This window comes from Microbacterium sp. Ld4 (assembly GCF_045066555.1).
Taxonomy (GTDB): domain Bacteria; phylum Actinomycetota; class Actinomycetes; order Actinomycetales; family Microbacteriaceae; genus Microbacterium.
The window spans coordinates 31,213-44,626 of the sequence record NZ_JBISHE010000003.1 but is presented as its reverse complement, the minus strand read 5'-3'; the positions used below and the strand labels follow the sequence as shown (position 1 = coordinate 44,626).

At 70.2% G+C, this 13,414-nt stretch carries 12 protein-coding genes and 1 riboswitch; of the genes, 7 read left to right on the top strand and 5 right to left on the bottom strand.

Translation table 11 applies throughout. The annotated features are described in order from the left end of the window. Window positions 1-425 precede the first annotated feature (425 nt). Both ACJJV7_RS01220 and glyA read right to left on the bottom strand, forming a co-directional pair. A complete protein-coding gene (locus ACJJV7_RS01220) occupies window positions 426-1,310 on the bottom strand; it encodes a bifunctional methylenetetrahydrofolate dehydrogenase/methenyltetrahydrofolate cyclohydrolase (RefSeq protein ID WP_405373082.1) in 885 nt (294 codons plus the stop codon). 81 nt (window positions 1,311-1,391) lie between these two features. Further along, window positions 1,392-2,666, bottom strand: a complete 1,275-nt coding sequence (gene glyA, locus ACJJV7_RS01215) for a serine hydroxymethyltransferase (RefSeq protein ID WP_405373081.1) — start codon at window positions 2,664-2,666, stop codon at window positions 1,392-1,394. Between the two features lie 37 nt (window positions 2,667-2,703). Next, window positions 2,704-2,787: riboswitch (ZMP/ZTP riboswitch) on the bottom strand. Between the two features lie 71 nt (window positions 2,788-2,858). On the opposite strand from glyA, the gene nagA reads away from it, so the two are divergent. From nagA to ACJJV7_RS01200, 3 genes are all read left to right on the top strand, one after another. Continuing rightward, window positions 2,859-4,028, top strand: coding sequence for an N-acetylglucosamine-6-phosphate deacetylase (nagA, locus tag ACJJV7_RS01210; RefSeq protein ID WP_405373080.1), 1,170 nt, complete (start codon window positions 2,859-2,861; stop codon window positions 4,026-4,028). A 70-nt stretch (window positions 4,029-4,098) separates the two neighbouring features. Further along, window positions 4,099-4,494: a YrdB family protein gene (locus ACJJV7_RS01205; RefSeq protein ID WP_405373079.1), complete on the top strand. Its 396-nt coding sequence runs from the start codon at window positions 4,099-4,101 to the stop codon at window positions 4,492-4,494. Then, complete coding sequence (locus ACJJV7_RS01200; protein WP_405373078.1) at window positions 4,491-5,858, top strand: FAD-binding oxidoreductase; 1,368 nt, start codon at window positions 4,491-4,493, stop codon at window positions 5,856-5,858. The genes ACJJV7_RS01205 and ACJJV7_RS01200 overlap by 4 nt, the downstream gene beginning before the upstream one ends. Here ACJJV7_RS01200 and ACJJV7_RS01195 read toward each other — a convergent pair. Further along, window positions 5,849-6,445 carry a hypothetical protein gene (locus ACJJV7_RS01195; RefSeq protein WP_405373077.1) on the bottom strand — a complete coding sequence of 199 codons (597 nt, stop codon included), beginning with the start codon at window positions 6,443-6,445 and terminating at the stop codon, window positions 5,849-5,851. The two genes, ACJJV7_RS01200 and ACJJV7_RS01195, sit on opposite strands and share 10 nt — an antisense overlap. Before the next feature lie 112 nt (window positions 6,446-6,557). On the opposite strand from ACJJV7_RS01195, the gene ACJJV7_RS01190 reads away from it, so the two are divergent. The 3 genes from ACJJV7_RS01190 (at window position 6,558) to ACJJV7_RS01180 (ending at window position 8,976) form a co-directional block, all read left to right on the top strand. Continuing rightward, entirely contained in the window at window positions 6,558-6,977 is a 420-nt protein-coding gene (locus tag ACJJV7_RS01190) for a hypothetical protein (RefSeq protein WP_405373076.1), read from the top strand. A gap of 86 nt (window positions 6,978-7,063) precedes the next feature. Then, complete coding sequence (locus ACJJV7_RS01185) at window positions 7,064-8,479, top strand: L,D-transpeptidase family protein (protein WP_405373075.1); 1,416 nt, start codon at window positions 7,064-7,066, stop codon at window positions 8,477-8,479. Between the two features lie 44 nt (window positions 8,480-8,523). Further along, window positions 8,524-8,976 carry a GNAT family N-acetyltransferase gene (locus ACJJV7_RS01180; RefSeq protein ID WP_405373074.1) on the top strand — a complete coding sequence of 151 codons (453 nt, stop codon included), beginning with the start codon at window positions 8,524-8,526 and terminating at the stop codon, window positions 8,974-8,976. Window positions 8,977-9,042: 66 nt separating this feature from the next. Here ACJJV7_RS01180 and ACJJV7_RS01175 read toward each other — a convergent pair whose 3' ends face one another. Then, window positions 9,043-11,259, bottom strand: a complete 2,217-nt coding sequence (locus ACJJV7_RS01175; protein WP_405373073.1) for an NADP-dependent isocitrate dehydrogenase — start codon at window positions 11,257-11,259, stop codon at window positions 9,043-9,045. Window positions 11,260-11,385: 126 nt separating this feature from the next. Between ACJJV7_RS01175 and ACJJV7_RS01170 the strand changes: the two genes are divergently transcribed. Further along, window positions 11,386-12,354 (top strand): acetylxylan esterase, encoded by a 969-nt coding sequence (locus ACJJV7_RS01170; protein WP_405373072.1) that lies wholly within the window; start codon window positions 11,386-11,388, stop codon window positions 12,352-12,354. Window position 12,355: 1 nt separating this feature from the next. On the opposite strand, the gene ACJJV7_RS01165 is transcribed toward ACJJV7_RS01170, so the two are convergent. After that, window positions 12,356-13,366, bottom strand: a complete 1,011-nt coding sequence (locus tag ACJJV7_RS01165) for a LacI family DNA-binding transcriptional regulator (RefSeq protein WP_405373071.1) — start codon at window positions 13,364-13,366, stop codon at window positions 12,356-12,358. Between the last annotated feature and the right edge of the window lie 48 nt (window positions 13,367-13,414).

The window sequence follows — 13,414 nt, the reverse complement described above, 5'->3', positions numbered from 1 at the left end:
AGGAATCTCATCCCCAGCAAAAAGCCGAGGCGAGGTTATTTGGCATTTGACAAGTGCACGCTGTTGAGTTCTCAAGGATCGGATACTCCCACCACCACCCTCTCGGGCTTCGCTGCGGGGCAACTTCTCTATCGTAGGCTGTGTCTCGAATTTGTCAAATCCGACACGCCGTGACCCGGAAGCCGGATCTTCGCATCGAATGACCGTTTCGGACGGCATCCTGCTCCATCACCTAGACACGAGGTCAGACCCAGCCGTAAGGCTGTTTCTTCTCAGTAGTGGAGGTGTTCACCAGCATGAGGGCGGCGGGCCTCTCGGCCTCTCGCTCTACCCTGTGGGGCGAACAAGAAAGAATCTACGTCAGACCGGGGAGACGGGCAAATCCGGCGCGACGCGCGGGCGTGTCGCGCCGGAGAACCGCGTAATCACGCGGATGCGAGACGTTCGGCCGCTTCGATGACGTTCGTCATCAGAAGGGCGACCGTCATGGGTCCCACTCCCCCGGGATTCGGAGAGACGAAGCCGGCGACCGACGCCACGTCGGGGTGCACGTCACCGTAGACACGGCTCTTGCCTGTCGCCGGGTCGTCCTCGCGGGTGACACCGACATCGAGAACCGCTGCACCGGGCTTCACGTGCTCGGGTCGGACGATGTGCTTGACCCCTGCTGCTGCCACGATGACGTCGGCCTGGCGCAGGTGCGCACCGAGGTCGGTGGTCCCCGTGTGGGTCAGGGTGACGGTGGCGTTGTACTCGCGACGGGTCAGCAGCAGCCCGATTGAGCGCCCGATCGTGACGCCGCGCCCGACGACGACGACATGCGCGCCGTTCAGGTCGTACCCGTTTCGGAGAAGCAGCTCGATCACTCCACGCGGCGTGCACGGCAGCGGCGACGTGATCGGCGTGTTCACGTTCAGGACCAGTCGCCCGAGATTGGTCGGGTGGAGGCCGTCGGCGTCCTTGTCCGGGTCGATCCGCTCGAGGATCCGGTCGGTGTCGAGGTGCTTCGGGAGCGGCAACTGCACGATGTAGCCGTGGCAGGTCGGGTCGGCGTTGAGCTCGTCGATGAGCGCCTCGACCTCCTCCTGCGAGGCATCCGCGGGAAGGGACCGCTGGATCGAGTTCATCCCGATCGCCTCGGACTGCCGGTGCTTCATCCCCACATAGAGCTCGGATGCCGGATCGGCACCCACGAGCACCGTGGCGATGCCCGGGGTGATGCCCTTCGCCGCGAGGGCTGCCACCCGCTCGGCCAACTCGGTCTTGATCGCAGCCGATGCCGCCTTGCCGTCGAGAATCTTCGCGGTCATGTCGTTCCTCTTCGTCGATCGCGGATAGCGCGCCGGGAGCGACCACGGGCAGCCGAGAGGCCACCCGTGGTCGGGGGCCGATTACTGCTGGAGACCGGGGTACAGCGGGAAGCGCTCTGCGAGCGCGGCGACCCGGGCACGGAGGCCCTCCAGGTCGGCTCCGGGCTGCAGCGCGAGCGCGATGACGTCGGCGACCTCGGTGAACTCGGCATCGCCGAACCCGCGTGTGGCGAGCGCGGGCGTGCCGATGCGGAGCCCCGATGTGACCATCGGGGGGCGCGGGTCGTTCGGCACCGCGTTGCGGTTGACCGTGATGCGGATCTCATGGAGGAGGTCTTCGGCCTGCTTGCCGTCGATCGCGGCCTCCCGGAGGTCGACGAGCACGAGGTGCACGTCGGTGCCGCCCGAGCGGACGGAGATACCGGCATCCGTCACATCCTGCCGCGACAGACGCTCGGCGAGGATCTGCGCGCCGCTGATCGTGCGCTGCTGACGCTCCTTGAAGGCGTCGGATGCCGCGAGCTTGAACGCCGTCGCCTTCGCCGCGATCACGTGCATGAGCGGGCCGCCCTGCTGACCCGGGAACACGGCGGAGTTGATCTTCTTCGCGATGTCGGGGTCGTTGCTCAGAATGAAGCCCGAGCGCGGGCCGCCGATCGTCTTGTGCACGGTCGAGGAAACGACGTGCGCGTGCGGCACCGGGGACGGGTGCAGGCCCGCGGCGACAAGGCCCGCGAAGTGCGCCATGTCGACCCACAGGAGGGCGCCCACCTCGTCGGCGATCGCACGGAACGCGGCGAAGTCGAGCTGACGGGGGTACGCCGACCAGCCGGCGATGATGACCTTCGGCTTGTGCTCGAGCGCGAGACGGCGGACCTCGTCCATGTCGACGAGGGACGTCTCGGCATCGACGCCGTAGGCGACGATGTTGTAGAGGCGGCCGGAGAAGTTGATCTTCATGCCGTGCGTCAGGTGACCGCCGTGGTCGAGGGACAGCCCGAGCAGAGTGTCGCCGGGGCGGGCGATCGCGTGCAGGACGGCGGCGTTGGCCGATGCACCCGAGTGGGGCTGCACGTTGGCGTACTCGGCGCCGAAGAGGGACTTGGCGCGAGAGATCGCGAGCTCCTCGGCGACGTCGACCTCTTCGCAGCCGCCGTAGTAGCGGCGCCCGGGATAGCCCTCGGCGTACTTGTTCGTCAGCACGGACCCCTGCGACTGCAGGATCGAGACGGGGACGAAGTTCTCGGAGGCGATCATCTCGAGGTATCCGCGCTGGCGGTTGAGCTCGCGCTCCAGGACCTCCGCGATCTCGGGGTCGACCTCGGCGAGCGGGGCGGTGAAGAGTGAATCGGTCATAGCGATCTCCTGACGACGGCTTTCGGGACGAGAATCTCGCATCGGCCCAGGCGCGCGGTCGAATGCCGTGTCAATCGCTCCCCGGTGGTGGCCCACCTCAACGCCAGTCGCGACTCTCCGATCATATCGGATGCCGCGTTGCTACGCTGGCGCGATCCCCGTCGCCCGAGCCCCGACAGATCGGCGGTCCCGATGCCCCTCACCCGCCCCCTCGAGCCCCCGCACGGCACCGTCATCCACTCCGCGCGGCTCGTCGCCGACGGGAACGACACGGCTGACGCATGGGTGCGGATCGACGACGGCCGGGTCTCGGCATCCGGCACCGGCGACACCTGGCGAGCGGATGCCGGAGCGCAACCGATCGACGCCGCGGCTGTCGCCGGCCCGGGCGCGGTGCTCGCGCCCGGCTTCATCGACATCCACGGTCACGGCGGCGGCGGCGCCTCGTACGACGACGGTCTTGCGGCGATCGTCACGGCGCGCCGCGCACATCTGGCCCACGGCACGACGCGCGCAGTGCTCTCACTGGTGACGGCGCCGCTCGATCGACTCGCCGAGCGCGTCGCGGCGGTCGCCGACGCGGTCGCCGGCGATCCGACCGTGCTGGGATCGCACCTCGAGGGCCCCTTCCTCGAACCGGCCCACCGCGGCGCGCACCGCAGCGATCTGTTGCGCCACCCCGACGCCGCGGCGATCGACCTGCTCCTGGATGCCGGGCGCGGGACCGTCGCGCAGCTCACCCTGGCACCCGAACTCCCCGGCGCACTGGATGCGATCCGCCACGCGGTCGAGCGCGGCGTGACGGTCGCGGTCGGCCACACCGGTGCGGGCGCCGCGGCGACGCGAGCCGCTTTCGACGCGGGGGCGACGATCCTCACGCACGCCTTCAATGCCATGCCCGGGCTGCACCACCGCGCTCCCGGGCCGCTCGGGGCGGCGAGCGCCGATGGGCGGGTCACCTGGGAGCTGATCGCCGACGGCATCCATCTCGATCCCGACATCGTGCGGTTGGCCTTCCGCCTCGCCCCGGGCCGCGTGGCGCTGATCACCGACGCGATGGCGGCAGCTGGTCACGGCGACGGCGACCATCTGCTCGGCGGGCGAGCGGTGCGCGTGGCGGGCGGGGTCGCACGGGCGGCCGACGGAGTGCTCGCGGGATCGACCCTCACACAGGATGCCGCGCTGCGGACAGCCGTGGCGGCCGGCGTGCCGCTCGGCGAGGCCATCACCTCTCTCACGCGCACGCCCGCGCGGGCGATCGGCCGCCCGGAGCTCGGCTCGCTCGCGGTGGGGTCGACCGCCGACGCGGTGCTCCTCGACGAGGCGCTCCACGTCCGCCGCGTCATGGTGGGCCGGGTCTGACCCGGATTCCTCGCGCAGGGAGCCCGCGCTGCGCGGCGGCCGGCGGGAGCGTGCCGCGTAGAATCGGGGCATGTCCGACCTCCCCACCGTGCGCCCCGCGACGCCCGCCGAACCGGGCATCCCCGCCGGTGTCCGCGCTCCACTGTCGGCGCTCGACATCCTGAGCTTCCTGTGCACCCTCGTCGCCGTGGGCACGCTGGCGGTCTGGGGTTTCACCGCGTGGGATCTCCCGTGGAACATCGTCATCGGCATCGGCGCCCCGCTCGTCACGCTCGTCCTGTGGGGCCTGTTCGTGTCGCCGCGCGCCGTGTTCCCCGTGCACCCCTTCGCCCGGGGCCTCATCGAGCTTCTGATCTTCGTGTCCGCGACCATCATCTGGTGGAGCGCCGGCCAGGCCTGGATCGGCCTCGGTTTCGGCGTGGTCGCCGTGGTCATCGGCGTTCTCGCGGGACGCAAGCGGCTGTGACGTCGGTCCTCGCCCGGCTCGTCGCCGCGCTCGGCGAGAGAGTGGACACCAGCGCGCCGTCGCTCGCCGAGGCTCGCGCCGACAAGTCGGGACACCGGGCCGCAGGGACGCCGATCGCCGTCGTCCGTGCCCGGTCGGTCGCCGATGTGCAGGAGACGATGCGGATCGCGCACGACACCGGCACCCCGGTCGTCGTGCGGGGAGCAGGCACGGGACTCGCGGGCGGCGCGGGAACCGGGGACGGCGAGATCTCGCTCTCGCTCCGCGCGATGGATCGCCTCCTCGAGGTGCGCAGCGACGATCTGCTCGCCGTCGTCGAGCCCGGCATCCTGAACGCGGACCTCAACTCCCGACTCGCCGACCACGGGCTGTGGTGGGCTCCCGACCCCGCGAGCCGTGACATCTCGACCGTCGGCGGCAACATCGCCACCGGTGCGGGCGGCCTGCTCTGCGCGAAGTACGGCGTCGTGCGCGACGCAGTGCTCGGGCTCGACGTCGTGCTCGCCGACGGGCGGCTGATCTCCGTCGGACACCGAAGCGTGAAGGGTGTGACCGGGTACGACCTGACCGCGCTCATGATCGGCTCCGAGGGAACGCTCGGGGTCGTCGTGGGCGCCACCCTCAAGCTGCGGCGGCTCATCCCCGGTGAGACGCGCACCCTGACGGCGACCTTCTCGAGCATCCGGGATGCCGCTGCGGGCGCCGCCGCGGTGACGGCGGCCGGGTGGCAGCCGTCGATCATGGAGCTCATGGACGCGACGAGCCTCCGGGCAGTCCATGCCCTGTTGGGGCTCCCCGACCCGGGGCCGGCCGCTGCGCAGCTCACGGTGCAGACCGACGGCACGGGCGCCGCGCTGGAGCAGCAGGCGATCGCCGATGTGCTGGCGGGCGCGGGAGGGTACGTCCGGCTCGCGGCGGATGACGCCGAGGCGGCACAGCTCTGGCGGGTGCGCCGGGCGATGCATCCTGCGATGGAATCGCTCGGAACGGCGCTCATCGAGGACGTCTCGGTTCCGCGTAGCGCTCTTCCCGCGATGTTCGATGAGATCGAGCGCATCGAGCGGACCTACGGTCTGACCATCCCGGTGGTCTGTCACGCGGGCGACGGCAATCTGCATCCGAATTTCATCTTCGACGGCGACGAGGTGCCGGCGGTGATCTGGCAGGCCGCCGACGACCTGTTCCGGTCGGCGATCCGCCTGGGCGGCACCCTCACCGGCGAGCACGGCGTCGGTGTGCTCAAGCGCCGGTGGCTGGCCGACGAGCTCGGCGCCGACCAGTGGGACCTGCAGCGCGGCATCAAGGCCGTCTTCGACCCGACCGGGATCCTCAACCCGGGGAAGGTGTTCGACCCTCAGCCGTGACGGACCGCGGCGGCGCTCGACACGCGCGGCCGCGGCGTCGCCGGCTGCGTCGTCACGGCGAGCACGATCGAGACGATCCCGACCACTGCGGGCACCGTGGCGGGGAGAGTGGCCGTCCCCGCCGCGGGCGACCCGGGGGCCAGCACCGGGACCACGACGGCGAAGAAGACCGCGAGCCCGAGACCGAAGGCGACCGCCGCGAGCGGCACCCAGCTCCACGGCGCGGGGATCACCCCGGCGCGGACGATCGCCACGGCGGCGGCGATGGCGAGCAGATAGATCGCGACGTTACCGAGCGAGGCCGTCACCGCAGCGCGCTCGCCCACCCGGAATCCGCTCGGGCCGACCCACCAGATCGCCTGCAGGAACGCGAGCGCCCCGAGTCCGAGAAGGAGCGCGACCCCGCCGGGACGCCGCCCCACCGCGCTCTCGTCCGGACGCAGGCCGAACGCGTAGACCACGCATGCGCCCATGGTGAACACCGCTGCTCCGAGACCCGCCGCGGGGGCGCCCGTGAGCGTCAGGGCGCTCTGCCCGACGAGGAGCACTCCCCCGACCAGCCACGACCACACCGTTGTGCGCTGCATGGCCACACCATATGCCCGTGCGTCGTCCGCCGTCGCCGGACCCCCGGCGAGTGAGCACATTCTCACGCGGTGCGCATGACACGCTGGAGGTCCGTCCTCAAGAAGGAGCACCGTGCGCGACCTCCGTCTTCTCGCGATCGCCGCGCTGGCCGTCGCCCTCCTCACGGGATGCACTCCATCGCCCGACGCTTCCGACGTCGCCGGCTCGCAGCCCCTCGGCGAGGCCTGCGCGGCGGCGACGGCATCGGTCGACGACGCGATGCGGGCTTTCGAGAAGATCGACCCGGCCGACCCCGCTGCCGCAGGTCAGGCGCTCGAATCGGTCGTCGAGCAGCTGCGCACCGCCGGGAGCGAGATCGACAACGGTCGCCTCGACGCGGTTCTCACCGACCTCGGCACCGGGTTCGAGGATCTCCGCGTCGCGGTGGAATCCGTGTCGCAGGGTGACCTCGCAGCCGTCGGAACGCTGACCCAGGTGACGGATGCCATCGGTGCCGCGGGAGCGGAGTTCTCCACGCTCTGCGGTCCCTGACCGCATTCCCGGCCAGGTCGCGTACCATTTCCCTGTACGCGAGGGGGATCTCCCGGCAGCGTTGGGACGCAACTCGGGGGAGAACGATGTCCGAAGTCATCACACGGAACGACGCCGACGGGTCATCGGAATCGCCCGATGTCCGCTGGGCACCGGCTGAAGAGGCGCCTCGTCGACGGCACCTCGGCCTGAAGATCGGCATCCCGGTCGCCGTCGTCGCAGCCGGCGCGGTCGCCGCCTCCCTCGTCCTCATCGCCCCCGGCACCGCCGTCGCGGGCGTTCCCGTCGGCTTCCAGACTGCCGGAATGGCCGCGGACTCGATCTCGTCGCAGCTGTCGAGCATCTCCGTGTCGCTCGGCGAGGGCGGCCCCACGGTCAGCGCCGCCGACCTCGGCGCGTCGGTCGACGCCGCGAGCCTCGCCGACGCGGCGTTCGCCGCCAGCCCCACGTGGAACGTCACCTCGTGGTTCGCACAGATGGACGGCGCCGAAGTCTCGCTCGACCCGGCGCAGGCCACCGCCGCCCTCCGCGACGCCCTGCCCGAGGCGTACACCGACCCCACCCCGGCGTCGGTCACCTTCGACGGCTCGCGCTACGAGGTCGCTCCCGCGGTCGACGGCAGCGGCATCGATGTCGATTCCGTCCGCGCCGCCGTCCAGAGCGCGTTCGCCGACGGTTCACCGACCGCGACCGTCGCCGCGGAGCCGCAGGCCGTTCCCTCCGCCACGACCACCGAGCTCGCCACCGCGACCGCCGATTCCCTCAACGCGATGGCGAAGGCGGCCGGCTTCTACGTCGGCGACGAGCGCGTGGTCCCGGTCTCCGCGAAGCAGTTCGCGGAGTGGGTCACGGTCGACACCGACGACGCCGGCGCATTCGCGGTCACGGCCGACGCGGCCAGCATCCAGAAGACGCTCGACGGACTCGCGGAGAAGGTCGACCAGGACCCCGTTTCGGCCCAGGTCATCACGAACCAGGCCGGAACCGAGCTCGTCACCGTCGCGGCCGGCCAGGACGGGCGCGTCCTCGGTGAGACCTCCGGGCTCGGCGAGGACTACGCGGCGCAGGTCGCGGGCGGCAACGCGTCCTTCGCTCTCCCCGTCGATGTCACCGCGCACAAGACGGCCGCCACGACGCGTCTCGCCGAGGTCGACCTGAGCGAGCAGCGCATCTACCTCCGCGAGAACGACAAGGTCGTCGACACCTGGCTCATCTCGAGCGGACGCGACGGTGCGGTCACCTTCACCGGTCGCTACTCCATCGGCTGGCGCACCCCGCTCCAGGACATGAGCGGCACGTCCCGCGACACCGGCTCGAAGTACACGCAGCCCGACGTGCCCTGGGTCATGTACTTCAACGGCAACCAGGCGTTCCACGGTGCGTACTGGCACAACAACTTCGGCAGCCAGATGAGCGCCGGATGCGTGAACATGCCCCCGAACCTCGCCAAGAAGCTCTACGACTGGCTCCCCAACGGCGCCGACGTGTGGATCCACTCCTGAACCCAGCCGTGCGGCTGCGAGGCGGCATCCGTTAGCCTGTGGTCATGGCTGACCTCCGCGTGGAAGAACTGTCGGCGTCGACGATCGTCGCCGTGAACACCCTGTCGCTCAAGCCCGGCCAGGAGCGCTTCATCGCGCCGGAGAGCTACGCGATCGCCGCGACCGTCGTGGATCCGTCCACCTCGTGGCAGCGCGTGATCCTCGACGGCGACGAAGTCGTCGGATTCGTCAGCGCGGGCTTCGACCCGGAGGCGCCCCACGAGCATTTCCGCTCGGTTCTGTGGCGCATCAACGTCGACGCCGACGACCAGGGCCGCGGCGTCGGACGCTTCGCCGTCGAGAAGCTCGTGGAGGAAGCCCGCAACCGCGGCCTCGACCGACTCGAGGTCATCTACGAGGCGGGCGAGGACGGCCCGGACGCCTTCTTCCGTCGGGTGGGATTCACGCCCGTCGACGAGACGGAGTACGGCGAGGTCGTCGCCGAGATCCGCTTCTGACCTGACACCCCCGAACGCACGAATGCCCCGGACCGCAACGCGGCCGGGGCATTCGTGCGTTCGGGCTCAGAGCCCGTCGATGATCCCGTTGAGCGTCGTCGACGGGCGCATGACAGCCGTCACCAGCTCGGGGTTCGGGCGGTAGTAACCGCCGATCTCCGCGGGCGAGCCCTGCACGGCGACGAGCTCTGCGACGATCGCGTCCTCGTTCGAGGTCAGGGCCTCCGCCACGGGCGCGAACGCCGCCGCGAGGTCGGCGTCGACCGTCTGGGCCGCGAGCTCCTGCGCCCAGTAGGTCGCGAGGTAGAAGTGGCTGCCACGGTTGTCGATCGTGCCCAGCGCACGGCCCGGGGACTTGTCCTCCTCCAGGAACGTCCCGGTGGCGGCGTCGAGCGTGTCGGCGAGAACCTTCGCGTGAGCGTTGCCGGTGTAGTCCGACAGGTGCTCGAAGGATGCCGCCAGCGCGAAGAACTCGCCGAGTGAGTCCCAGCGCAGGTAGTTCTCGGAGACCAGCTGCTGGACATGCTTGGGCGCGGATCCGCCGGCGCCGGTCTCGAAGAGTCCGCCACCCGCGAGGAGCGGGACGATCGAGAGCATCTTGGCGCTCGTGCCGACCTCGAGGATCGGGAACAGGTCGGTCAGGTAGTCGCGCAGGACGTTGCCCGTGACCGAGATGGTGTCCTCGCCGCGGCGGATGCGCTCGAGCGAGTACCGCGTCGCCTCGGCCGGGGTGAGGATCTCGATCGTGAGCCCCTCGGTGTCGTGGTCGGCGAGGTAGGTCTTCACCTTCGCGATGAGGTTCGCGTCGTGTGCACGCGTCTCGTCGAGCCAGAAGACCGCGGGGACGCCCGTGGCGCGCGCTCGCGTAACGGCGAGCTTCACCCAGTCGCGGATCGCCACGTCCTTCGTCTGCGTCGCGCGCCAGATGTCGCCTGCCTGAACGGTGTGCGAGAGCAGCACGTCACCGGCGGCAGTGACGACGTCCACGGTTCCGGCGGCGGAGAGCTCGAACGTCTTGTCGTGCGAGCCGTACTCCTCGGCGGCCTGCGCCATGAGGCCCACGTTCGGAACCGAGCCGATCGTCGCGGGGTCGAGCGGACCGTGCGCGATGACGTCGTCGATCGTGGCCTGGTACACGCCCGCGTAGGACGAGTCGGGGATGACGGCGATGGTGTCGTCCTCTCCCCCGTCGACGCCCCACAGCTTGCCGCCGTTGCGGATCAGCGCCGGCATCGACGCGTCGACGATGACGTCGGAGGGGACGTGCAGGTTCGTGATGCCCTTGTCGGAGTTGACGTACGACAGCCGGGGGCCGGCGGCGATCGCCGACTCGAACGCCGCACGGATCTCGTCGCCACGGGAGACGCCGGCCAGGCCGCCGAGGATCGCGCCGAGGCCGTCGTTGGCGGTCAGACCGGCCGCGGCCAGCTCGTCTCCGTAGCGCGCGAACACGTCGGCGAAGAACGCCCGCACGACGTGACCGAAGATGATCGGGTCGCTGACCTTCATCATCGTCGCCTTGAGGTGGACGGAGTAGAGGACGTCGTCGTTCTTCGCCTCAGCGAGGGTGTCGGCGAGGAAGGCGTCGAGCGCCGCCGCCGAGAGGAAGGTCGCATCGACGACCTCACCGGCCAGCACGGCGAGACCGGTCTTGAGATCGGTGACGGTGCCGTCTTCGGCGGTGAAGCGGATCGAGAGGACGTCATCCTCGTCGAGGACCGTCGAGGTCTCGTTCGCCTTGAAGTCGTCGTGGCCGAGCGTCGCGACGCGCGTCTTCGATCCCTCGGCGAAGGGCTTATTGCGGTGCGGGTGCTTGCGTGCGTAGTTCTTCACCGACAGGGGGGCGCGGCGATCGCTGTTGCCCTCGCGGAGCACCGGGTTGACCGCGGAACCCTTGATGCGGTCGTACCGGGCGCGGGCGTCCTTCGCCGCGGCGTCGGTCGGCTCATCGGGATAGTCGGGGATGTCGTAGCCCTGCGACTGCAGCTCGGTGATGGCGGCCTTGAGCTGGGGGATGGATGCCGAGATGTTCGGCAGCTTGATGATGTTGGCCTCGGGCTGCGTCGCCAGGCCGCCGAGCTCGGCGAGCGCATCGCCCACCTGCTGCTCGGGGGTCAGCTTCTCGGGGAACGCGGCGAGGATGCGGCCTCCCAGCGAGATGTCGCGCGTGTCGATGTGGACTCCGGCCTTGCGGGCGAAGCCTTCGACGATGGGGAGGAAGGACGCGGTCGCCAGCGCCGGCGCCTCGTCGGTGTACGTGTAGATGATGGTCGAGTCGGGCACGTGTCGTCTCCAATAAAAGGGCGTCGCGGATCGGTCCTCAGCGTATCGCACAGCCCTCGTTTCTCTCGATATCGAGATATCTCCGCGGTGACCGGATCACGGCGCGCCGCGTTGTAGTGTGAGCGCGTGCCGCGCTTCGACCTGCCCCTCGCCGACCTCCGCGACTACCGACCGGAGGTCCGCGAGCCCGCCGACTTCGGCGAGTTCTGGGCCACGACGCTGACGTCGTCCCGGAGCGCGGGTGGCGACGTCATCGTGACCCCGGTCGCGACGCCCCTGCGAACGATCGACGCGTTCGACGTGACGTTCCCCGGCTACGGCGGCGACCCGGTCAAGGCGTGGCTGCTTCTCCCGGCGCACCGCGACGGAGCCCTTCCCGCCGTGGTGGAGTACAACGGCTATGGCGGGGGCCGAGGGCTCCCCACCGAGCGACTCGGATGGGCGGCATCCGGATATGCGCATCTGCTCATGGACACCCGCGGGCAGGGCAGCGCCTGGGGCGCGGGCGGCGACACCCCCGACCCTCACGGATCGGGACCGGCCTTTCCCGGCTTCATGACGCGGGGCATCGATTCCCCCGAGACCTACTACTACCGGCGGGTGTACACGGATGCCGTCCGCGCGATCGACGCGGTCCGCAGCCTTCCCTCGGTCGACGCCGACCGCGTCGCGGTGGTCGGGGGGAGCCAGGGTGGCGGGATCGTGCTGGCCGCGGCAGGCCTCTCGGACGGGCTGATCGCCGCGATGCCGGATGTGCCCTTCCTCTGCCATTTCGAACGCGCCGTCGGCATGACCGGACGCGACCCCTACGAGGAGGTCGCGCGGTATCTCTCGGTGCACCGCGGCGCGGAGGAGCGGGTCTTCGACACGCTCTCGTACTTCGACGGGGTGAACTTCGCCGCACGGGCCCGCGCGGCATCGCTCTTCTCCGTCGCCCTGCTCGACCCGATCTGCCCGCCGTCGACGGTCTTCGCGGCCTTCAACGCCTACGCCGGCTCGGACAAGACCATCGAGGTGTTCCCCTTCAACGAGCACGAGGGTGGGCAGGCCTACCAGTGGGCGAACCAGGCGGAGTTCGTGGCCGCGCGCAGCTGAGTCAGTCGAACGCGGGCGGGCGCTCACCCGTGCCGCGCTCGATGATCCAGGTCGGCAGCGTGATCTGCTGCACGAACCCCGACGGATCGGAGACGCGCTCCATCGCGAGAGCAGCTGCCCGGCGACCGAGCTCGAGGGGGTCGTAGGAGATCACCGACACTCCCAGGACATCACCGGTGTCGAAGTCATCGAAGCCGATCAGTGCCGTCCTGCCTCCGTCGCCTCGTTCGCGAAGCGCCCGGAGCGCGCCGATCGTGACGCGGTTGTTGCCCGCGATGATCGCGGTCGGAGCCGACCGATCGCGCCACAACTCGCTCACGAGGTCCGTCGGCGAGACGGTGAGGTCGTCGCCGAGCATCTCCCAGGGCGCCGTGTCGACGCCGATCTCCGCCATCGCCTGCCGGTAGCCGGCCAGGCGCTCGGCCTGCGTGTACACGGACGCGGGATTGCAGACGTAGGCGATCTTCCGGTGGCCGCGGCCGATCAGCCGACGCGTCGCCTCGAGGACGGCGGCGCGATTGTCGAGGACGATCGAATCGGCGACGAGGTTGCGGGCCGGCCGGTCGATCGCGATGACGGGGGTGCCGAGCTGACGTTCGCCTTCGAGATAGGACTGGTCTTCTCCGACCGGGATGAGCAGGAGCGCTCCGACGCGCTGAGCGAGGAGCGCGTCGGCCACGCGGCCCTCGCCCTCTTCGGTGTCGTCGGTCGTGGCGACGACGAGACTGAAGCCGTGCGCGGAGAGCTCTTTCTCGATGCCCGCCGCGACCTTGTAGTAGAACGGGTTGCTCAGCTCGCCGATGATGAAGCCGACCGTCCGGCTTCCGCCGCGACGCAGTCCCTGCGCAAGACTGTTGGGGCGGAACTTGAGGCGCTTGGCCGCCCCGAGCACGCGCTCGACCGTCTGAGGAGCGACCAGTTCGCGCTGCGCGAAGACGCGCGAGACGGTCTTCGAGCTGACGCCCGCGAGTCGAGCGACATCGTCGAGCGTGGCGCGCTGTTGAACCGTCATCGGCCCTCCCTCCTGCGACAGTAGCACCGCGATAGGGAAATGACGACG